23 protein-coding genes are annotated in these 18,526 nt (G+C 62.5%); 15 read left to right on the top strand and 8 right to left on the bottom strand.

All coding sequences use genetic code 11. The features are described 5' to 3' along the window. Window positions 1–139: 139 nt before the first annotated feature. The 10 genes from MESOP_RS22060 (at window position 140) to MESOP_RS22015 (ending at window position 7,685) form a co-directional block, all read left to right on the top strand. Entirely contained in the window at window positions 140–1,060 is a 921-nt protein-coding gene (locus MESOP_RS22060; RefSeq protein ID WP_013895560.1) for a DMT family transporter, read from the top strand. A gap of 90 nt (window positions 1,061–1,150) precedes the next feature. Then, on the top strand, window positions 1,151–1,777 hold the full coding sequence (gene mobA / locus MESOP_RS22055) for a molybdenum cofactor guanylyltransferase MobA (RefSeq protein ID WP_013895559.1): 627 nt from the start codon (window positions 1,151–1,153) through the stop codon (window positions 1,775–1,777). After that, complete coding sequence (gene mobB, locus MESOP_RS22050) at window positions 1,774–2,277, top strand: molybdopterin-guanine dinucleotide biosynthesis protein B (protein WP_013895558.1); 504 nt, start codon at window positions 1,774–1,776, stop codon at window positions 2,275–2,277. The genes mobA and mobB overlap by 4 nt, the downstream gene beginning before the upstream one ends. A 159-nt stretch (window positions 2,278–2,436) precedes the next feature. After that, a complete protein-coding gene (locus MESOP_RS22045) occupies window positions 2,437–3,222 on the top strand; it encodes an ABC transporter substrate-binding protein (protein WP_013895557.1) in 786 nt (261 codons plus the stop codon). 79 nt (window positions 3,223–3,301) lie between these two features. Beyond that, window positions 3,302–4,021, top strand: a complete 720-nt coding sequence (locus MESOP_RS22040) for an ABC transporter permease (protein ID WP_013895556.1) — start codon at window positions 3,302–3,304, stop codon at window positions 4,019–4,021. Beyond that, window positions 4,018–4,839 carry an ABC transporter permease gene (locus MESOP_RS22035; protein ID WP_013895555.1) on the top strand — a complete coding sequence of 274 codons (822 nt, stop codon included), beginning with the start codon at window positions 4,018–4,020 and terminating at the stop codon, window positions 4,837–4,839. Before MESOP_RS22040 ends, MESOP_RS22035 begins: the two co-directional genes overlap by 4 nt. 111 nt (window positions 4,840–4,950) lie before the next feature. Then, on the top strand, window positions 4,951–5,820 hold the full coding sequence (locus MESOP_RS22030) for an NAD(P)-dependent oxidoreductase (RefSeq protein WP_013895554.1): 870 nt from the start codon (window positions 4,951–4,953) through the stop codon (window positions 5,818–5,820). 6 nt (window positions 5,821–5,826) lie between these two features. Beyond that, complete coding sequence (locus tag MESOP_RS22025) at window positions 5,827–6,531, top strand: DNA alkylation repair protein (RefSeq protein ID WP_013895553.1); 705 nt, start codon at window positions 5,827–5,829, stop codon at window positions 6,529–6,531. Beyond that, the gene (locus MESOP_RS22020; RefSeq protein ID WP_013895552.1) at window positions 6,491–7,069 is read left to right on the top strand and encodes a GNAT family N-acetyltransferase; all 579 of its coding nucleotides are present in this window, start codon (window positions 6,491–6,493) and stop codon (window positions 7,067–7,069) included. The genes MESOP_RS22025 and MESOP_RS22020 overlap by 41 nt, the downstream gene beginning before the upstream one ends. A 46-nt stretch (window positions 7,070–7,115) precedes the next feature. Further along, entirely contained in the window at window positions 7,116–7,685 is a 570-nt protein-coding gene (locus tag MESOP_RS22015) for a DUF3299 domain-containing protein (protein ID WP_013895551.1), read from the top strand. A 15-nt stretch (window positions 7,686–7,700) separates the two neighbouring features. Here the strand turns inward: MESOP_RS22015 and MESOP_RS22010 are convergent, their stop codons facing one another. The 4 genes from MESOP_RS22010 to MESOP_RS21995 form a co-directional block, all read right to left on the bottom strand. Further along, the gene (locus MESOP_RS22010; protein WP_006205209.1) at window positions 7,701–8,192 is read right to left on the bottom strand and encodes an Lrp/AsnC family transcriptional regulator; all 492 of its coding nucleotides are present in this window, start codon (window positions 8,190–8,192) and stop codon (window positions 7,701–7,703) included. 108 nt (window positions 8,193–8,300) lie between these two features. Beyond that, on the bottom strand, window positions 8,301–8,975 hold the full coding sequence (locus tag MESOP_RS22005) for a uracil-DNA glycosylase family protein (protein WP_041164224.1): 675 nt from the start codon (window positions 8,973–8,975) through the stop codon (window positions 8,301–8,303). Beyond that, the gene (locus tag MESOP_RS22000) at window positions 8,915–9,526 is read right to left on the bottom strand and encodes a glutathione S-transferase (protein ID WP_013895549.1); all 612 of its coding nucleotides are present in this window, start codon (window positions 9,524–9,526) and stop codon (window positions 8,915–8,917) included. Before MESOP_RS22000 ends, MESOP_RS22005 begins: the two co-directional genes overlap by 61 nt. Before the next feature lie 32 nt (window positions 9,527–9,558). Then, on the bottom strand, window positions 9,559–10,182 hold the full coding sequence (locus MESOP_RS21995; RefSeq protein ID WP_013895548.1) for a thermonuclease family protein: 624 nt from the start codon (window positions 10,180–10,182) through the stop codon (window positions 9,559–9,561). Between the two features lie 75 nt (window positions 10,183–10,257). Here MESOP_RS21995 and MESOP_RS21990 point away from each other — a divergent pair, with 75 nt between their 5' ends. Both MESOP_RS21990 and MESOP_RS21985 read left to right on the top strand, forming a co-directional pair. Continuing rightward, a complete protein-coding gene (locus MESOP_RS21990; RefSeq protein WP_013895547.1) occupies window positions 10,258–11,778 on the top strand; it encodes a sensor histidine kinase in 1,521 nt (506 codons plus the stop codon). A gap of 45 nt (window positions 11,779–11,823) precedes the next feature. After that, on the top strand, window positions 11,824–12,354 hold the full coding sequence (locus MESOP_RS21985) for a GNAT family N-acetyltransferase (RefSeq protein ID WP_013895546.1): 531 nt from the start codon (window positions 11,824–11,826) through the stop codon (window positions 12,352–12,354). Between the two features lie 21 nt (window positions 12,355–12,375). Here the strand turns inward: MESOP_RS21985 and MESOP_RS21980 are convergent, their stop codons facing one another. Next, entirely contained in the window at window positions 12,376–13,374 is a 999-nt protein-coding gene (locus MESOP_RS21980; RefSeq protein ID WP_013895545.1) for a nicotinate-nucleotide--dimethylbenzimidazole phosphoribosyltransferase, read from the bottom strand. Window positions 13,375–13,607: 233 nt separating this feature from the next. On the opposite strand from MESOP_RS21980, the gene MESOP_RS21975 reads away from it, so the two are divergent. Beyond that, entirely contained in the window at window positions 13,608–13,838 is a 231-nt protein-coding gene (locus tag MESOP_RS21975; protein ID WP_013895544.1) for a DUF1289 domain-containing protein, read from the top strand. 61 nt (window positions 13,839–13,899) lie between these two features. Next, window positions 13,900–14,604 carry a TIGR02281 family clan AA aspartic protease gene (locus tag MESOP_RS21970; protein WP_013895543.1) on the top strand — a complete coding sequence of 235 codons (705 nt, stop codon included), beginning with the start codon at window positions 13,900–13,902 and terminating at the stop codon, window positions 14,602–14,604. A 6-nt stretch (window positions 14,605–14,610) separates the two neighbouring features. Here MESOP_RS21970 and dusA read toward each other — a convergent pair whose 3' ends face one another. Then, the gene (dusA, locus tag MESOP_RS21965) at window positions 14,611–15,609 is read right to left on the bottom strand and encodes a tRNA dihydrouridine(20/20a) synthase DusA (protein WP_013895542.1); all 999 of its coding nucleotides are present in this window, start codon (window positions 15,607–15,609) and stop codon (window positions 14,611–14,613) included. A gap of 115 nt (window positions 15,610–15,724) precedes the next feature. Here dusA and MESOP_RS21960 point away from each other — a divergent pair, with 115 nt between their 5' ends. Further along, window positions 15,725–16,786 carry a tyrosine-type recombinase/integrase gene (locus MESOP_RS21960; RefSeq protein ID WP_013895541.1) on the top strand — a complete coding sequence of 354 codons (1,062 nt, stop codon included), beginning with the start codon at window positions 15,725–15,727 and terminating at the stop codon, window positions 16,784–16,786. A gap of 457 nt (window positions 16,787–17,243) precedes the next feature. Here the strand turns inward: MESOP_RS21960 and MESOP_RS21955 are convergent, their stop codons facing one another. Together MESOP_RS21955 and MESOP_RS21950 are read right to left on the bottom strand one after the other, a co-directional pair. Beyond that, complete coding sequence (locus tag MESOP_RS21955) at window positions 17,244–17,849, bottom strand: hypothetical protein (RefSeq protein ID WP_245264935.1); 606 nt, start codon at window positions 17,847–17,849, stop codon at window positions 17,244–17,246. 455 nt (window positions 17,850–18,304) lie between these two features. Next, window positions 18,305–18,502 carry a helix-turn-helix transcriptional regulator gene (locus MESOP_RS21950; protein WP_013895538.1) on the bottom strand — a complete coding sequence of 66 codons (198 nt, stop codon included), beginning with the start codon at window positions 18,500–18,502 and terminating at the stop codon, window positions 18,305–18,307. Window positions 18,503–18,526 lie beyond the last annotated feature (24 nt).

Here is an 18,526-nt window from a genome sequence, read left to right as displayed (position 1 = left end):
TTCCGGCAAGATACGCGACGAATCCGGGCATGATTTCCCATCAGGACGATGGACGACCCGGCCCTGGTACAGCCCTTTGCCGTTGCTGTTTCGCGGCGGGCTGTTACAGGCTTGCTTGCCAAAGCAACCGGTAGATGTCTTGCCTCTTTCTCCAAATCTTCGCGGCGCGTTGTTCATGATGGTGGCGATGGTTGGCTTCACGCTCAACGACGCCATCACCAAATACTCGTCGCAATCGATGAACATGGCGCAGGTCATGCTGATCAGGGGAGCGTTCGCCTCGCTCTTCGTCGGCCTGCTGGCCTGGCAGCGTGGCGCGCTTTTGCAGCCGCGCCTGATGCTGCAGCCTTTGGTGGCAATCCGCGTCCTGGCCGAAGCCGGCGCCACGGTGTCATTCCTGGTGGCCCTGGCCCATCTGCCGATCGGCAGTGTCTCGGCCGTTCTGCAGGCGCTGCCGCTGGCGGTGACGATGGGTGCGGCGCTGTTTTTCGGCGAAGCGGTCGGCTGGCGACGCTGGCTGGCGATCGCCGCCGGTTTCGCCGGCGTTATGATCATCGTGCGGCCGGGCTTTGACGGTTTCAGCCTGTATTCCCTCTGGGCGCTGGCCAGCGTTGCCTGCTGCACCGTGCGCGATCTCGCCACCAGGCGCATCCCTCGGGCCATCCCGACCATGCTCGTCTCGACCGCCACCGCCCTTGCGATGACCGTCGTCGGCGCGGCGTTGCTGGCGCCGATGGGCGGCTGGACGCCGATGACCGGCAAAAGCACGGCGCTGCTGGCGCTGGCGGCGGTGCTGGTGCTCGTCGGCTATCAGTTCATCATCATGGCGATGCGCTCGGGCGAAATCTCCTTCGTCGCGCCATTCCGCTACACCGCACTCCTTTGGTCCATACTGCTCGGCTTGATCGTCTTCGGCGATTTCCCGGACGCGCCGATGATCGTCGGCGCAACAATAGTCGTCGGCTCGGGTCTCTATACGCTCTATCGCGAACGGGTGGTCGGCCGGCGAAGGATCGTCGCCGAAAGCACCGGGCCGGCCATGGCGCCAGATGGCATCTAGGAAGATGGGATCTAGCCAGATGGGATCCAGGAAGACGGGATCCAGGAAGTTGCTTGCGATTTCCGGCGGCAGGCCTACAGGCTGAGCGTCATGAAGCGAGACGTCGCGGGGATCATCCTGGCCGGGGGCCAGTCGAGGCGAATGGGCGGCGGCGACAAGAGCCTGTTGCCGCTCAACGGCGGCTGCGTGCTCGACCAGGTGCTGTCGCGCCTTGGCCCGCAGATCGAGACCCTGGCGCTGAGCGCCAATGGCGATCCGGAACGCTTTTCCCGTTTCGGTTTGCCCGTGCTTGCCGACACGGTCGAGGGCTTTGCCGGACCGTTGGCCGGCATCCTGACCGGCCTCGAATGGGCCGTTGCCGGCACGCACTGCAAGGCGATCGTCACCGCGGCCGGCGATACCCCTTTCCTGCCGCTTGACCTCGTCGACCGCCTGGCGGCGGCGGCAGGCGAGCATCCAGGGTCAATTGCCGTCGCCGCTTCGGCCGGCCGACGGCACCCGACCTTCGCGCTGTGGCCGGTCGGATACCTTGATGCGCTGCGGCACTTTCTGGTCGATGAGGACAACCGGCGGGTTTCGGCCTTCATCGAGCGCCATGGTCATGTCGAGGTGGAATTCCCGGTCCCGCAATCCGCCGGGCTCGACCCTTTCTTCAACATCAACGTACCCGACGACCTTGCCCAGGCCGCGCGCCTGTTGCAGAGCATGACGCCATGAACATCTTCGGCATCACCGGCTGGAAAAACTCCGGCAAGACCACACTGACCGAAAAGCTGGTCGCCGAGCTCGTGCGGCGCGGCTGGAAGGTCTCGACGGTCAAACATGCCCATCATGATTTCGACATCGACAAGCCGGGCGCCGACAGCTTCCGCCATCGGCAGGCCGGCGCCACCGAGGTTGCGATCGTGTCCGGCAATCGCTGGGCGCTGATGCACGAGCTGCGTGGCGAGGACGAACCGCCGCTGGATGGCATCCTCTCGCGGCTTGCCCCGTGCGACATCGTGCTGGTCGAAGGCTACAAGCGCGAATCCCACCGCAAGATCGAAACCAGGCGGCTGGACGCAAAGGACCGGACGCCGCTTTCGGCGGACGATCCCAATATTGTCGCTGTCGCCGCGGATTTCGCCATCGCGGACAAGAGCCTGCCGGCATTCGACCTCGATGACGTAGAATCGATAGCCGACTTCATCGAGCGCACGACCGGTCTCGTTGCTTGAGAACTAACGTAACGGCAGAACGCCGTTGCCGATTTTGGTGGTTTTGCAGTTGCTTTTTTCTTGGAAAGAGTGGGAGTATCGCCCCCAGCGGGCGGTCAAAAGCACCGCCCCACAGAGCCGTTTCGGAACGACGGCCGGGACCGTAAAGAGAGGACTATCATGCGTATTGCACTGCGTATCGCGCTCGCCGCATCGGCCGCGCTGCTGACGCTCGGCGTAGCCCAGGCCCAGGAGAAAACCCTGAGGATCGGCACCGAGGGCGCCTACCCCCCGTTCAACAACCTGACGTCTGACGGCAAGCTCGTCGGCTTCGACATCGACATCGCCCAGGCGCTTTGCGACCAGATGAAGGTCAAGTGCACCTTCGTCGCTCAGGATTGGGACGGCATCATCCCGGCGCTTCAGGCCGGCAAGTTCGACGCCATCGTCGCCTCGATGTCGATCACGCCGGAGCGGAAGGAAAAGGTCGACTTCTCGCACAAATACTACAACACACCGTCGGCGCTCGCCGTGCCGAAAGACTCGACGCTGAAGGGTGTGACCAAGGAAGATCTCGCGGGCAAGACCATCGGTGTCGCCACCACGACCACCCATTTCAATTATGCCTCGAAGACCTACACCGACAGCACCGTGAAGGGCTATCCGAGCAGCCCCGAAGAGCAGGCAGATCTTGCCAATGGTCGTCTCGACGCCATCGAGGACGACATCGTCGTGCTGCAGCAATGGCTGGATTCGCCTGATGGCGCCTGCTGCAAGATCCTCGGCCAGCCGTCGCCGCAACCCGTCGATATCTTCGGACCGGGCGCAGGCATTGCGGTGCGCAAGGGCGAGACTGACCTGGTCAACAAGCTCAATGAAGCCATCGACGCCATCCGCGCCAATGGAAAATACAAGGAAATCAACGACAAGTACTTCAAGTTCGACGTCTACGGCGCCGAGTCCTGATAGACAGGTTCAAGACGGCGGGGAATTCCCCGCCGTCTTTCTATTCATCTTGGGAACGCCGTGGGGATAAGATCCGTCGATGCCAGCCCAGAGCATATGGACACTTCTCAGTTGGGGACCTGATGGCTGGAGTGATGATATTGCGTATGGCATCGTAGTAACGGTTCTGCTCGCACTGGCGACGCTGCCCATTGGCTTGACGATTGGCTTTTTCATTGCGCTGGGCAAGCAATCCGAAGAGCCCTCGCTGCGCCTCGCTGCCAATATCTACACCACGGTCTTCCGTGGCCTGCCGGAACTGGTGACGCTCTTCCTGTTCTTCTTCGGCGTGCCGATCCTGCTGCAGCACCTCATCCGCTATTTCCGCCCCGAAGCGACGATCGACGTCAACAGCTTCGTCGCCGGGATGATCGTGCTCTCGCTGATCTTCTCATCCTACGCCAGCGAGGTTTTCCTTTCGGCCTTTCGTGCCATCCCGAAGGGCCAATATGAGGGTGGCTACGCCATCGGACTTTCCTACGGGCAGACAATGCGCAAGGTGATCTTGCCGCAGCTGCTGCGCATCGCCTTCCCCGGTCTCGAGAATTGCTGGCTCAGCCTGTTGAAGGACACCTCGCTGGTGTCGGTCGTCGGTCTGGCAGAGACGTTGCGCAACGCCGGTGTGGCCGCTCGCGTGACAAAACATTCGTTCCTGTTTTATGGCGTGGCGGCTTTGGTCTTTCTCGGTCTGGCCATCGTGTCGTCTTTCGCCACCAGCGCCATCTTGCGCTCGCTCGGCAAATGGGAGGCGCAACGATGAGTGCCACGGCCACGATGGTTGAACGGCCGCCGCCGCAGGTGCGCGGCTGGCCACGCAAGCGTATCGTCGGCTATGCGCTGGTTGGCCTGTGGATAGCCTTTGGCCTTGGCATCGTCAGCTACCTCTTCTTTGCCTGGAACGCCGCCTTCTTCGCCAAATATGCACCCGCCTATCTGCGGGGGCTGGGCGTCACCCTGTCGCTGGTGGCCATCTCGATGGTGCTTGGCGCCGTTCTGTCGATGCCTGTTGCGTATGGGCGTATGTCCAGGAACCGGATCCTGTCCGGCCTTGCCTATTGCTACGTCTACTTTTTCCGGGGCACGCCGCTGCTGGTCCAGACATTCCTGGTCTATTACGGGCTGGGTTCGTTCCGGCCGGAGCTCCAGATGGTCGGGCTTTGGGATTTTTTCAAGGACGCCTTCAACTGTGGCGTCTTTGCCTTCTCGCTCAACACTGCCGCGTACCAGGCGGAAATCCTGCGCGGCGCCATCGAGAGCGTGCCGAGGGGCCAGTGGGAAGGAGCTGCTTCGCTTGGCCTGCACAAATTGCAGACGCTGCGCAAGATCGTCCTGCCGCAAGCGCTGATCGTCGCCTTGCGGCCTTACGGCAATGAGCTGATCCTGATGGTCAAGGCGTCGGCGATCGTCGCCATCATCACCGTCTACGACCTGATGGGCAATGCAAAACTCGCCTTCGCCAACTCCTTCGACATCCAGGCCTATATCTGGGTTGCCCTGGTGTATCTCGTGATGGTCGAGTTGTTGCGCCATGGCATCGAATGGATCGAGCGGCGGATCACCATCCACCTGAAACGCTGATCATTTTCGATTCGGCTGTACCAGTCGATCGGACCATGCGCGTCTTGACGAATTGAGCGCAGGGCCTAGAGCTTTCGCAACAATTCCATTTTCAGTCTGAAGGGCAAGCTCATGGCATCTGTGGCATTTCTCGGTCTTGGCGTCATGGGCTATCCCATGGCCGGGCACCTGAAGAACAAGGGCGGCCACGACGTCACCGTCTACAACCGCACCCGCGCGAAAGCCGAACAGTGGGTCACCAAACATGGCGGCAGCCTTGCCGCGACGCCTGCACAAGCCGCCGAGGGCAAGGATTTCGTCTTTTCCTGCGTCGGCAATGACGACGATCTGCGCTCGGTGACGACAGGTCCCGAAGGCGCGTTCAAGGCGATGAAGAAAGGTTCGGTCTTCATCGACAACACCACGGCCTCGGCGGAAGTCGCGCGCGAACTGGCGGAAGCCGCGCGGTCGAGCGGGTTTTCCTTCCTCGACGCGCCGGTCTCCGGTGGCCAGGCCGGCGCCGAGAACGGCGTGCTGACGGTCATGGTCGGCGGCGACCAGGCCGCCTTCGACAGGGCAAGGCCCGTCATCGACGCCTATGCCCGCATGGTTGGACTGATGGGACCGGTAGGCGCCGGCCAGCTCACCAAGATGATCAACCAGATCACCATTGCCGGCCTCGTGCAGGGTTTGGCCGAAGGCATCCATTTCGGCAAGAAGGCCGGGCTCGACATCGAGAAGGTGATCGAGGTGATATCCAAGGGCGCGGCCGGTTCGTGGCAAATGGAAAACCGGCACAAGACGATGAACGCCGGAAAATATGATTTCGGTTTCGCCGTCGACTGGATGCGCAAGGATCTCGGCATCTGCCTGGCGGAGGCCGACCGCAACGGCGCCAGCCTGCCGGTGACCGCGCTTGTCGACCAGTTCTACAAGGACGTGCAGGCGATGGGCGGCAAGCGTTGGGACACGTCCTCGCTGCTGGCACGGCTGGAGAAGTAGGCGACGATGTCCCTGCCCGTTCCAGGTTGGACCGCGCAGGACATCGTCACGCATCTGCGCTCGATCGGCACCGTGGAGAACCGCGCCGGCATGGCCCGGTTCGGCATCAACACCGCGACCGCGCTCGGCGTCGGCAACACGGATTTGCGGCCCCTGGCGCGCAAGCTGAAGCGCAACCACGAGCGGTCCCTAGCGCTGTGGAACAGCGGCATTCGCGAAGCGCGGCTGATGGCGGCGTTCACCGGCGAGCCGAAGAGGATCACCATCGAAGATTGCCGCCGCTGGGCCGGCGACTTCGATTCCTGGGAGATCGTCGACACTGTCTCCGACCTGTTCGTCGATACGCCGTTCTGGCGCGAGCTGATCGAGGAGTTCGCCGTCGACGAGCGTGAATTCGTGCGCCGCACGGCCTTCGCCATGCTCGCATGGGCGGCCGTGCATCTGAAAAAGGAGCCGGACGCGACGTTCCTGTCCTACCTGCCCTTGATCGAAGCCCATGCCGGTGATGAGCGCAACTTCGTCAGGAAGGCGGTCAACTGGGCGTTGCGGCAAATCGGCAAGCGCTCGACGGACTTGCATGCCCCTGCCCTTGTCCTGGCGCGGAAACTTGCGGCCGCCACGGACAAGACCGCGCGCTGGATCGGCAAGGACGCCGCGAAGGAACTATCCGATGCCAAGACACTCGAACGCCTCGCCGTCAGAAAAGTTTGACATCGCCAATATCCGTTTCACCGAGGTGACGCGGGCAACGCGCGGCGGCTTCGAGACCTTGTTCGAACAGCCCGGCGCGCCGAAATATTGCTGGTGCATGGCATGGCGGTACTCCGGCCGCGAACATATCCAGAGCGACGAGAAGAAACGCCTGATGATGGCGCTCATCGATGCCGGCACACCAGTCGGCATCCTCGCCGAGATAGACGGCAAGGCGGTCGGCTGGTGTTCCGTTGCGCCGCGCGAAACCTACCGCAGGCTTTCAAATCGGCAAGATGACAGCGAGACCGGCGTGTGGTCGATCGCCTGCTTTTATGTGCCAAGGGCGCTGCGCGGCGGTGGCCTTGCCTCCGCATTGCTCGACGCAGCCATTGACCATGCCTTCGCCAAGGGGGCGCGCATCATCGAGGCCTATCCGGTGGAGGATGCGTCGCCGAGTTATCGTTTTATGGGCTTTCGCGATCTATTTGCGGTTCGCGGCTTCCACGAGATCGGCATGGCCGGTTCTCGCCGACATGTGATGCGGTTGGAGCGTTGACGTCATCGGCGTCGGCGTCTTTACTCGCCCGCAAAGGAAGCGGCCGATGAGCAATCTTCTCAAGTCGATCGTAGCGCTCGCGGCCGCGCCGTTTGCATCCGCGGCCACTTCCGCCTCGGCCGAAACCTCACATATATTCTGGAAGGATCTCCGCCCGGCGACCCAGGCGGTTGCCGAAGACGCAGGGTTGCCGATGATCGCGGCAAAGCTGCCCGATCACGGCGAGACGCTGTCGCTCGATCTAAGGGGTAAGACCATAGAATTGGCCGGCTATGCATTGCCGGTCGATCGCGACGGCGACCTCGTCTATCAGTTTCTGCTGGTGCCGTGGACGGGTGCGTGCAGCCACATGCCGACGCCGCCGCCCAACCAGATCGTGCTGGTCACACCAGCCCGTCCATACAAGATCTCGCAAGCCTACCAGCCGGTGGCCGTCACCGGCGCCCTGAGGCCGGAGATGGAGAAGAGCCAGCTGTTCATTCTCGACGGCGTCAGCGTCATTCAGTCCGGATATAGCGTGCGCAAGGCGGAGGTGGTCGGCGTCGACACCGTACCGGACACCATCACCTTGCCGGTGAACTCGCCCTGGAGTTTCCTCAACAAAAAGAAGAACTGAGCGGGTGCCATTCGCTCAAGCAGCGTTGGCGCCCGATTCCTTGTCCAGCACCATGTAGTCGAGCGGGATTTCGGTGGTGTACTTGATCTGCTCCATGGCGAAGGACGACGACACGTCACGGATCTCGATCTTGGCGATCAGCCGCTTGTAGAATGCGTCATAGGCGGCAATATCGGGCACCACGACGCGCAAGAGATAATCGACGTCACCGCTCATGCGGTAGAATTCGACCACCTCGGGAAATTCCTGGATGACCTCGGAAAACCGCCGCAGCCATTCGTGGCTGTGCGAATTGGTGCGGATCGACACGAAGACGGTGACCCGCACATTGACCTTCTCATGATCGAGAATGGCGACGCGCCGCTTGATGACGCCCTCTTCCTCGAGCTTCTGGATCCGGCGCCAGCAAGGTGTGGTCGACAGACCGACCTTCTTGGCGACATCGGCGACCGCGAGCGTCGCGTCCTCCTGCAGGAGGCGGAGAATTTTTCTGTCGAGGCGGTCCATTGAAGCGCTCCTGGGGAATAGATTGGCTATACTCCCTCTTATTTCGGCCTTTCACAAGAAAGAAATTCTGCCGAACGGCGTAAAAGCGAGTGATTTCTTGCTGAATGCCTAGCCGAGGCGATAGCGGATTTCCGACCGCAGGAAAGGCAGCAAATCCATTTCAAACCACGGATTCTGCTTCAACCAGCCGGTATTGCGCCAGGACGGATGCGGCAGCGGCAAGACTTTCGCACCAACGGAATTCTCCCAAATGGCGCGCCAGTCCCTCACCGTTTCCGTCAGCGAGGGGCGGCGCGCGGCGCCCATGTGCCAGGATTGCGCATAGATGCCGATCGTCAGCACCAGGTCTATCCGCGGCATCAGGGCCATCAAGGGCGCGCGCCAGGCAGGCGCGCATTCGCGCCTCGGCGGCAGGTCGCCGCCCTTGGCGTCCTGTCCCGGAAAGCAGAAGCCCATCGGCACGATGGCGAATTTCTCGGTGTCGTAGAATTCGTCGCTGGTCACGCCGAGCCAGTTGCGCAGGCGGTCGCCCGAGGCATCGGTGAACGGCATGCCTGACAGGTGCACCTTGGTTCCCGGCGCCTGGCTGGCGATGAGGATGCGGGCGCTGGACGATGGCCGCAGCACCGGTCGCGGCTCATGCGGCAGCGGTTTGCCGATGGGGTTTTCGACGCAGATGCGGCAGGCGCGGACTGCTGCCGCGAAGCTGTCGAGTTCCACGCTCAAGCAGCCGCACTCGGCCGGCTGGAGATCGTTTGATGCCAACGCAGCACATTGGTGCATTCCTCCGGCACCTTGATGCGTGCCGGTTTCATGAAGTCGACGGCGATCAGGCCGGTGATATCGGCAATCGAATAATCGTCGCCGGCGGCGAATTCCCGGTTCGCCAACTCGCCGTCGAGAAGTTTGAGAAATTCGACGGCCTTCGGCTTGTTGGCCTCGCCCCATTCGGGGATCTGCGGGATTTCCCAGTCCTTCATGGCCGGATGGATGTGGCGAAAAGCCTGCGTGACGCTGCTGAGCAGGTTGAACTCCATCCGCCTCTGCCACATCTCGACCTGCGCCTTGCCGAGCGCACCGCGTCCGAACAGGGCCGGCTCCGGATGCAACTCCTCGAAATAGCGGCAGATGGCGACGGATTCCGTGATGACGGTGCCGTCATCGAGCTCGAGCACCGGCAGCCTTTGCAAAGGATTGCGCGAACGCACCGCCTGGCCCTTGTGCTCGAGCGCTCCCATGTCGATGGGCACCAGCGGCACCGCGATCCCCTTCTCGGCAAGGAAAATACGAACCCGCCGCGGGTTGGGCGCCCGGCCACCGTCGAAGAGCTTCATTCGATCCTCCTTTTCCTCCAGGTAGATGCGCTTCACCAGAAGCGAAAAATCTCCCGAGCGGCGTCGCCAATCGACGCCAGCGTACCGTGTTTTCGTTCCACGACCTCGCCGTGATGGCTGTCGCGCCAGTCCTGCGGCTGATCGAACGTGCCCGCCCAGATACCAGATTTCGCCGCGCGGGCAGTCGCTTCCTCGCTTTCGAAGCCGCCATAGGCGACGGCCCAGCCGGCCTCGACCTGGGCGCGGTTGAGGTCGGTGCCCCCGGCCTTGCAGTCGCCAAGCAACCGGCCATAGCGGTCACGCTGCCAGCCGCTGCAGGTGACGGGCCTGCCGGCGATCAGGCGTACCAGCGACTGGCGCGCGAGCGTGCCACAGGGATAGTCGGCGCCGTTCCTGCGGCAGGTCTGCGTGTACTCCGGGGCGTCGATGCCGCGCATGCGGATGCGTTCGGTGCCGAGCGTGATGGAATCGCCGTCATTGACGATGGCCGTGCCTTGCGTCTTGCGCGTCTCGACCCTGTCGAGGCGCGCCGCGAGCAAGATCAGCAGTCCCAGGATGATGGCAGCCAGGCCGTAGTCCAGCAGCTTGCGCCACAAGCTTCTCGGGCGCGGCGCCGCGTATCGCCGGCGCGGTCTTGGCGACCAGGAACGACTCATATGGCAAACGGTTGGTTAATCATTCGAACGTAGCTTAACACCTTGAAATCGCTGCGCGCATAAATTGAAGTTTCCATGCCTTTGCAACGCTCGAACACAGCGGACAAGTTCATTGTGGACCGCAGGAAACCCCATCGCAACAGCGATGTGGCACGCGCGGTGCGCAAGACGCGCGACCGTCTTTCGCAGCAGGCCGGCAATCTCGATTTCGACCGCGAACTCCTGAAACTGCACGCCCGCGCGATGACAAGCGGCGCCGTGGTCATCCCGCTGCTCGTCCTGGCGATCGCCGCGGCCGGCCGGCTCGCCGGCGTCGGCAATGAGATTGGGCTTTGGGCGCTATTCACGCTCACCTGCTACACGATCGTCGTCTTCATGGCGCGTCGGATCGAGCGCACGGAAGCTTCCGAGCTCAACCCATTGCAAGCGCGCAGGGAATTCCTGGTCGGCCATTTCCTTTGCGGTCTCGGCTGGGCATGGTTCGTCTGGCTGGGCTGCGGCGCCTGCGCGGTCGACCAGTTGCATGTGGTCAAGGCGGTGGTTCTGTTGTTTGCCATGGCGGGGACGGCTATCATGGCCTCGTCTCTTCGCGGGGCACTGTTGGCGACCTTTGCCGTTCCGGTGGCGCTTTATGCCTATGCCGGCGCCAAGCTGTGGATGCCGCTCGAGGCGATCATGGCCGGACTGCTGGTCTTGTCGTTGCCTTTCTTCGCCTATGTCGCCCGTCACCTCAACGATTCATCCCTCATGATGTTGTCGTTCCGCTCGGAAAAGGACGCGCTGATCGCCGAACTGGAGACAGCGAAATCGATGTCGGACGAGGCGCGGCGGCGGGCCGAGGATGCCAATTTGGCAAAATCGCGTTTCCTCGCTTCGATGAGCCACGAATTGCGCACGCCGCTCAACGCCATTCTCGGCTTTTCCGAGGTGATGGCTAACGAGGTGCTGGGGCCGATGAGCAATCCGACCTATCGCGACTACGCGCATGACGTGCATGATTCCGGCCAGCATCTGCTCGACCTGATCAACGAGATCCTCGACCTGTCACGCATCGAGGCCGGCCGCTACCAGCTCAATGAAGAGCCGGTGATGTTGCTCAACATCGTCGAGGATTGCTGCCACATGATGGAGCTGAAGGCACGCAACAAGGATATTCGCGTGATCCAGGATTTCGAACAGACATTGCCGCGCCTGTTCGCCGATGAGCGCGCCTTGCGCCAGATCACGCTCAACCTCCTGTCCAACGCCATCAAGTTCACCGCCACCGGCGGCGAAATCCGCGTGCGCGTCGGCTGGACGGCGGGCGGTGGACAATACATTTCGATCAAGGACAATGGCCCGGGCATCCCCGAGGACGAGATCCCGGTGGTGCTCTCGGCGTTCGGCCAGGGTTCGATCGCCATCAAGAGCGCCGAACAAGGCACGGGACTTGGCCTGCCGATCGTGCAAGGTCTGCTTGCCATGCATGGCGGCGAGTTCGAACTTCATTCCAAGCTGCGCGAAGGCACCGAGGCGATCGCCATCTTCCCGCTGAGCCGGGTGATGGAAGAACTGCCGGCTTTGCCGACCGCGGCGGTGGCGGCACGGCGGCGATAGGCGCCTGGCCGACCGACCTGTCAGGAACGGGGATTGCGGACGACGATGGCGGCGGACGAGTGGGATGCCAGTGGTGTCGAGATCAAATCGCAGCGTCTCCGCCTGAAGCTGTTTACGGCCGGCGATGCTGACGAGGTCTTCGCGGCCATCACGCCCGCAATCACCCGCTTCATGCAGTGGGAACCGCCTCGATCGCCAAGTGCCTTTGCCGAGGTATGGCGATCCTGGCTGGTGTCCATCCTTGATGGATCGGATTTGCATTTCGTCGTGCGTTGGCTGGCGGACGATCGTTGTCTGGGGCTCGTCGGCCTCCACACGGCAAGGACTGCCTGCCCCGAGATCGGAATCTGGATCAGGGAGGACGCACAGGCAAACGGCATCGGCGGGGAGGCCGTTGCCGCCGTCGCGGCATGGGCGTCCGTGGAACTCGATCCCGATTGCTTCGCGTACCCTGTCGCCGAAGAGAACGTGGCGAGCAGAAGAATCGCGGAACGCCTTGGCGGCCGTGTGGTCGAGACCCGCTCCAATCTGAAATATGCCTCGGTCGTCTACCGCATCCCCAATTTCAGGCGTTGACTCGCCGAGGACCGAACGGCGCTAGCCCCGAACAGCCGCCGCCATGCCCGAGCTGGTCAATGCCGCCGCCTTGACCAGGCCTGCGCCAAGGGCCGCCCCTGCCCCTTCGCCGTGGCTTATGCCCCAGTCGAGCAGCGGCCGAAGGCCGAGCCGCTCGGCGGCCTGGGCGTGGCCCGGCTCCGGCGACAGGCTGGCGAGAAGACAATGGTCTATTGCCGAAGGGTTCGCGGCATGCAGCACCGCCGCGGCGGCCGTCGCGGCAAAGCCGTCGAGCAGCACGGGGATATTCTGCATCCTCGCGGCGAGGATGGCGCCGGCCATCGCCGCGAACTCGCGGCCGCCGACCCGGCGCAGCACCTCCAACGGGTCTTCGAGATGGCCGGCGTGAAAGGCCAGCGCCGCATCGACGACGTCCGCCTTGCGGGCCTGCATCGCCGCATCGGCGCCGGACCCCGGGCCGATCCAGTCGGCACCCCTGCCCCCGAACAGCGCGGCGAGCAAGGCCGCGGCGACGGTCGAATTGCCGACGCCCAGATCGCCGAGGCAAAGCAGGTCGGTGCCGCCGGCAATCGCTTCCATGCCGAAGGCCATTGTGGCTGCGCAGCCGCGCTCGTCGAGCGCTGCGTCCTCGGTGATGTCGCCGGTCGGGATGTGCAGGGCAAGATCGAACACTTTCAGCCCGAGGTCGTTGGCAATGCAGATCTGGTTGATCGCGGCACCGCCGGCCGCGCAAAGCTCGACCGCGTTGGCGGTCGCCGCCACCGGACGCGGCGAAATACCCTGCCTGACAACCCCATGATTGCCGGCAAAGACCGCCATCAGCGGCCTTGTCACGGCGGGCGGAGCCCGGCCGCTCCAGGCCGCAAGCCACGCGGCGACGTCCTCTATACGGCCAAGCGAATTCCCCGGTTTGTCGGCTTTGGCGAACAGCGTGCGTACGCGTGCTTGGGCAGTCATGTCGGCTGCCGGCAGGTTGGCGAGCAGGTTGCGAAAATCGTCGAAAGGCAGTGCGCTGGTCATGTCGGGAGCAATCGTTCCTGGAGGTGGTGAGCGGCATAGCTGCCTTGCGTGATCGGCACAACCTCTCGATCGTCCTTCTTGCCCGGTCGCCCTTCTTGCCCGATCGTCCTTCTTGCTTGATTGCCGCAAAGACGGCGGCGGAGGGCGCGATCGCGAGGGCTTGCATTGGCTTTGCCGTTGCACCATGTGGAGATGGAACGAGGGATTCCGAGCGGAAACCTCAAGAGAAAGTCATGACGGCCATCGAATCCCCGTGCATCCTCGTCTGCTCGATCGACATGAAGACCGGCTTCTGCTTCGGCTGCGGCCGCACGCGCGAGGAAATCGGTGCCTGGATGGGGATGACGCCGGAAACGCGCCGCAGCGTGATGGCCGAACTGCCGGCCCGGCTGGAAACGGTCGAGCGCCGGCCGCGCCGGGAAACGCGCCGCACCCGCATGGCGCGCGAACGCGACGCACTCTAAGCAGTTGATCGTTTCACGGAAACGGCGAACTGCTCTAACTCTTTGGTTTGACGAGGCACGGATGGGCCGGCTGTTCTGGATTCTGATGGCCGTGATCGGCATGGGGGCAGTCCTGCTCATGCTCAACGATTCCGCCGGCAGCACGCTCGGCGTCGACAATGACGATTTCGGCCGGCTGATCTGGCTTGGCGCCTTCGGTGCCCTTATCGGCGCCGGCCTGCTGCGGTCGGGCCGCCCGTTGGGCGACATGGCCCGCAATCTTGGCGCCTGGGTGGCAATCGTGCTCGCGCTGATCGCCGGCTATCAGTATCGCTACGAACTGCAGGACGTTGCCAGCCGGGTGACCGCGGGCCTCGTTCCCGGCAGTCCGCTGGCGCTCGGCGTCGAAGACGGCCACGCCACCGTGACCCTCGACAAGGCCGACAATGGCCACTTCGAAGCGCGCATCCTGATCAACGGCAACCCGGTCCGCGCCGTGGTCGACACCGGCGCGACCAGCACCGTGTTGACGTCGCAGGACGCGCAAGCCGCTGGCTTCAATCCGGCGGTGCTCAACTACACGATACCGGTTTCGACCGCCAACGGCATGGCGCGCGCCGCAGCCGTCAAGACCAACGAGGTGGCGATCGGCGGCATCGTGCGCAAGGACATGTCGGTGATGGTGGCGGCACCCGGCATGCTCAGCCAGAGCCTGCTCGGCATGAACTTCATCGGCTCGCTGTCGGGCTTCGACGTGCGCGGCGACCGCATGGTCCTCCGGGACTGAGGTGCTTCAGGCCGCTTCCGCCGCCGCTCCGCCGAATACCACAGCCGCGAAAGCCGTCTTCAGCACGTCCGGCCCGGCGCCGGGCCGGGTCGCGTCGGTCGATAGAATCTGGCGGTAGCGGCGCGCGCCGGGCAGTCCGTGGAACAGCCCGACCATGTGGCGGGTGACATGGCCAAGCCGCCCACCCTGTTCTATATGGCGCGCCGCATAGTCCGCCATCGCATCGATCAGGGCGGCGAAATCGAATGCCGCTGGCTCAGTGCCGTAGAACGCGGCATCGACGCCAGCCAGAATACCTGGTGTGTGGTAGGCGGCGCGGCCAAGCATGGCGCCGTCGACATGATCGAGATGCCCACGCGCTTCGTCAAGCGACTGAATTCCGCCATTGATCCCAATGAATTTGTTCGGTTTTCCGGCCTTCAGCCGATAGACCCTGTTGTAGTCGAGCGGCGGGATGTCGCGGTTTTCCTTCGGGCTCAACCCTTCCAGCCAGGCCTTGCGCGCATGCACCCACAAGGCGTCGGTACCGGCTTCGAAAACCCCGTTCGCCAGCGCATCGAGCGCCGGTTCGGGATCCTGTTCGTCGACGCCGATGCGGCATTTCACGGTGACGGGGATCTTCACCGTCGCTTTCATGGCCGCGACGCAGTCGGCGACAAGGTCGGGCACTTTCATCAGACAGGCGCCGAACGTACCTGACTGGACGCGGTCCGACGGACAGCCGACATTGAGATTGATCTCGTCATAGCCGAACGCTTCGCCAATGCGCGCCGCCTCGGCAAGTTTCGCGGGGTCGGAGCCGCCGAGCTGGAGGGCGACCGGATGTTCCGCCTGATCGAAGCCAAGCAGCCGATCGCGCGCGCCCTGGATGACCGCGTCGGCCACCACCATCTCGGTGTAGAGCAGCGCACAGGTCGTCAGCTGGCGATGGAAGAAGCGGCAATGCCGGTCCGTCCAGTCCATCATCGGCGCCAAAGCCAGTCTATGCTCTTGATATTTCAGCATTTTTTCTTTAACATCAATTCGTTAGTCGCCATGGCCGCTACGCCACTTTACGCCAGAATACGACCCTTTTCGCCACGTTTCGATCTCTCAGTGCACACGGAGCGCACACGAAAAAATGGCCACCTACACAAAGCTCTCGTCCGGTTCCTGGCGTGTCCAAGTCCGTCGCAAGGGTCGCTACGTCAGCGAGACCTTCCTGCGCCGGGACGACGCACGGCGATGGGCAACCGAAACCGAGCGCCAGGTCGATCGCGGTGAGACGCCGACCAAGTCCCGTGTAGCGCGCCTGAAGACCTTCGGCGAACTCATCGACCTTCATATCGACGACATGTGCGATGTAGGCAAGTCCCCTCGCCGCTCCAAGGCCGCGGCCCTCGATATGCTGCAAAGGCATCTTGGCAAATGCAACATTTCTGCACTCGATCGAGAACGGCTCATTCGCTTCGGTCGTGATCGGGCCGCCCAAGGCGCTGGACCGATGACGCTAGGCATAGACATCGGCTTCATAAAACTTGTCCTGTCTCATGCTGCGGCCGTCCACGGTCTACCGGTGAAGGTCGAACCCGTAGATTTCGCGCGTATGGCACTTAAGCGCCTCGGTCTTGTCGGCAAGGGGTGTGAGCGCGACAGGCGGCCCACCCAGGATGAACTCGACAGGCTCATCGCACACTTCGAATCAAACCCTCTTCAGAAAACGCCGGTTGGCCGGATCATACGTTTCGCCGTTGCAACCGCGATGCGTCAGGAGGAAATTTGCAAGGCGCGTTGGTCCGATCTGGAGTCTCGAACGCGGATGCTTCTCATCCGCGACCGGAAAGACCCACGCAACAAAAAGGGCAACAATCAGCGCATACCGCTATTTGCGGCAACTGGATACGATGCGTGGGCCATTGTTGAGGAGCAGCGGGCAAAGCGAAGCAATGACGATGATCGAATTTTCCCATTCAATCATAGGTCAGTCGGGACCGCCTTCCGTCGAGGGTGCGCTGACCTGAGCATCCACGACCTTCATTTTCACGACTTGCGGCACGAAGGAACGAGCCGCCTTTTTGAAGCTGGGTTCACAATCGAACAGGTAGCGCTGGTCACGGGGCACAAGGACTGGAAGATGTTGCGGCGCTATACGCACCTCAAGCCGGAAATGCTCCACACTATCCACGCGGCGAAGGCTGCATAGTTGGCGGGAGTACGCGTTCTTAGGCTTAGGTTGCGGTCGAAGTATTTCATCGCCCCTGGATGCTGACACGGCGCACTCTGCAGAAGTTGATCAATACCGCTGCAGCTCACGTGCCAGGCGACCACGAGATCATGAGCCCAGCGGCCAGGGTGAAGGCGGCACCACGATGCTGCTGCCAAAGTCGATCGGCCGTTCGGCTTCACGAAAGCTAGCATCGCGAAGACCTGCGACGTGCAAAGAGACGCGCCCCATCAATCGTGCAATGGCATGCCTCAGCGTGCGCATCGGTCATGCGCCCACATGACGAGGTTGGACGGCGTGGTGATTTCGCCACAGCGTATACTACGAGCTCGTTGCTCGACGTGGCCGAGCTTTTTCCCACCTGCTCCAATCCGCAGCATTCTCGGGGAGTGATGCCGTAGCCTGGAGGCCCGCGTCATATGCAGCTACGGGAGGTTCACAAAACAGGACCATTCCGCTGGGATTCCTCGTACGAAAGCGCCGTCACGAGCTTGATGGCTTCGTTCCAATATCTCTCCACGTCAGCACGGGTAGCGGTGCGGCCCGATCGATAGGCTGGCAGATCGCCCGCACGTGCCTTGAGGTCGCGCAATACGGACGCAATGTGCGGCCATGGAAAATCCGTCGGATCGCCGATGTCCCGGTCGGCACCAACAATCATGTCCAGTTTCGCGATGATCCCAGCGAGCGACAGAGCAGCAACACTGGGGATAGCATCTTGAAATTTGAGTGCCTCGGTCATCGCAAAGACCTCTGCCTCGCGAGCCACCGCATATTCGGCGCTCGCCTCCGGCGCGGCCACCGACATCCGCCAAGACGAGGACTTGCCTGAGGTCAATGCCGGAATTCCGGTATTGGCCATCATTCGTGCCTCCAAACGTTGCTGCACCCGACACAATAGCGATGAGGCATATCGAGCTTGTCGCCACTCGCTCCAGAGGCCCAAAGCTGGGTCTACTGCTTGCCGTTCGGGCCCCTTCGGCTTATCGCCTTGCCGGTCGATGACGAAAGGCAAAGTCGTGGTATTGTCGGAATCAGCCATGATCCGAGCTCCAGACAGCTTTGGCCGTGGTCAGGCTAGGCACGGTGCGTCAACACTGCGTCTAGCCGCACCCTCGACAACCGGCCAAGGGTATCCACTGATACCTTTGGATCATAGCGCAATGATCTAAAGGGATCAATAGAAATTGGTGACAGCAGCACAAATGCGGGCGGCCCGAGCTTTGATCAGCCTATCGCAATCGGAGCTTGCCAAGCGGGCCGGCGTCTCAATTCCTACTGTAAAACGATGTGAGAGCGACAGTGAGCGCGTCGCTGCAGTCTCTGCTGAAACCCAGGACAAAATCCGTGTCGTTCTTGAGGCAGAGGGTGTGGAATTCACTAACGGCAATCATCCGGGCGTCAGATTGCGGCGGCCCTGACCGACGAAGCAGCGGGAATAAAGTTCATCGCAGAGAACAGCGGCGGCGCTGGCGTTCGTTTGTCTCGCAATCAGAGCTAACGCCCTGCTCGCCATGAAACTGGATCGTTAACCCATCGATTGACATCGGATTCACGCCAACCGGCGCCACTGACGCTGATCTTGATCTGGGCCGGGAACGTGCCTTCGGCGATCTTGCGATAGATGGTTGAACGGGACAGGCCGGTCCGGGCAAGGACGGTTTTGAGGCGTATGATACGATCCGGCTCTTGCATAGCTTGCCTGCGCCTCACTGGTTC

The organism is Mesorhizobium opportunistum WSM2075 (genome assembly GCF_000176035.2).
GTDB classification, from domain to species: domain Bacteria; phylum Pseudomonadota; class Alphaproteobacteria; order Rhizobiales; family Rhizobiaceae; genus Mesorhizobium; species Mesorhizobium opportunistum.
This window is presented reverse-complemented; position numbering and strand designations above follow the sequence as displayed.

Bases quoted from the DNA above. Each gene is read 5' to 3' on its own strand.
- MESOP_RS21980 (WP_013895545.1), bottom strand. From the start codon at position 13,374: ATGACCAGCGCACTGCCTTTCGACGATTTTCGCAACCTGCTCGCCAAC.
- MESOP_RS22020 (WP_013895552.1), top strand. From the start codon at position 6,491: ATGCCAAGACACTCGAACGCCTCGCCGTCAGAAAAGTTTGACATCGCC.
- MESOP_RS22030 (WP_013895554.1), top strand. From the start codon at position 4,951: ATGGCATCTGTGGCATTTCTCGGTCTTGGCGTCATGGGCTATCCCATG.
- mobB (WP_013895558.1), top strand. From the start codon at position 1,774: ATGAACATCTTCGGCATCACCGGCTGGAAAAACTCCGGCAAGACCACA.
- MESOP_RS22035 (WP_013895555.1), top strand. From the start codon at position 4,018: ATGAGTGCCACGGCCACGATGGTTGAACGGCCGCCGCCGCAGGTGCGC.
- MESOP_RS22025 (WP_013895553.1), top strand. From the start codon at position 5,827: ATGTCCCTGCCCGTTCCAGGTTGGACCGCGCAGGACATCGTCACGCAT.
- MESOP_RS21985 (WP_013895546.1), top strand. From the start codon at position 11,824: ATGGCGGCGGACGAGTGGGATGCCAGTGGTGTCGAGATCAAATCGCAG.
- mobA (WP_013895559.1), top strand. From the start codon at position 1,151: ATGAAGCGAGACGTCGCGGGGATCATCCTGGCCGGGGGCCAGTCGAGG.
- MESOP_RS22045 (WP_013895557.1), top strand. From the start codon at position 2,437: ATGCGTATTGCACTGCGTATCGCGCTCGCCGCATCGGCCGCGCTGCTG.
- MESOP_RS21995 (WP_013895548.1), bottom strand. From the start codon at position 10,182: ATGAGTCGTTCCTGGTCGCCAAGACCGCGCCGGCGATACGCGGCGCCG.
- MESOP_RS21960 (WP_013895541.1), top strand. From the start codon at position 15,725: ATGGCCACCTACACAAAGCTCTCGTCCGGTTCCTGGCGTGTCCAAGTC.
- MESOP_RS22010 (WP_006205209.1), bottom strand. From the start codon at position 8,192: ATGGACCGCCTCGACAGAAAAATTCTCCGCCTCCTGCAGGAGGACGCG.
- MESOP_RS21975 (WP_013895544.1), top strand. From the start codon at position 13,608: ATGACGGCCATCGAATCCCCGTGCATCCTCGTCTGCTCGATCGACATG.
- MESOP_RS21970 (WP_013895543.1), top strand. From the start codon at position 13,900: ATGGGCCGGCTGTTCTGGATTCTGATGGCCGTGATCGGCATGGGGGCA.
- MESOP_RS21950 (WP_013895538.1), bottom strand. From the start codon at position 18,502: ATGCAAGAGCCGGATCGTATCATACGCCTCAAAACCGTCCTTGCCCGG.
- MESOP_RS21990 (WP_013895547.1), top strand. From the start codon at position 10,258: ATGCCTTTGCAACGCTCGAACACAGCGGACAAGTTCATTGTGGACCGC.
- dusA (WP_013895542.1), bottom strand. From the start codon at position 15,609: ATGCTGAAATATCAAGAGCATAGACTGGCTTTGGCGCCGATGATGGAC.
- MESOP_RS22000 (WP_013895549.1), bottom strand. From the start codon at position 9,526: ATGAAGCTCTTCGACGGTGGCCGGGCGCCCAACCCGCGGCGGGTTCGT.
- MESOP_RS22005 (WP_041164224.1), bottom strand. From the start codon at position 8,975: ATGCACCAATGTGCTGCGTTGGCATCAAACGATCTCCAGCCGGCCGAG.
- MESOP_RS22040 (WP_013895556.1), top strand. From the start codon at position 3,302: ATGCCAGCCCAGAGCATATGGACACTTCTCAGTTGGGGACCTGATGGC.
- MESOP_RS21955 (WP_245264935.1), bottom strand. From the start codon at position 17,849: ATGGCTGATTCCGACAATACCACGACTTTGCCTTTCGTCATCGACCGG.
- MESOP_RS22015 (WP_013895551.1), top strand. From the start codon at position 7,116: ATGAGCAATCTTCTCAAGTCGATCGTAGCGCTCGCGGCCGCGCCGTTT.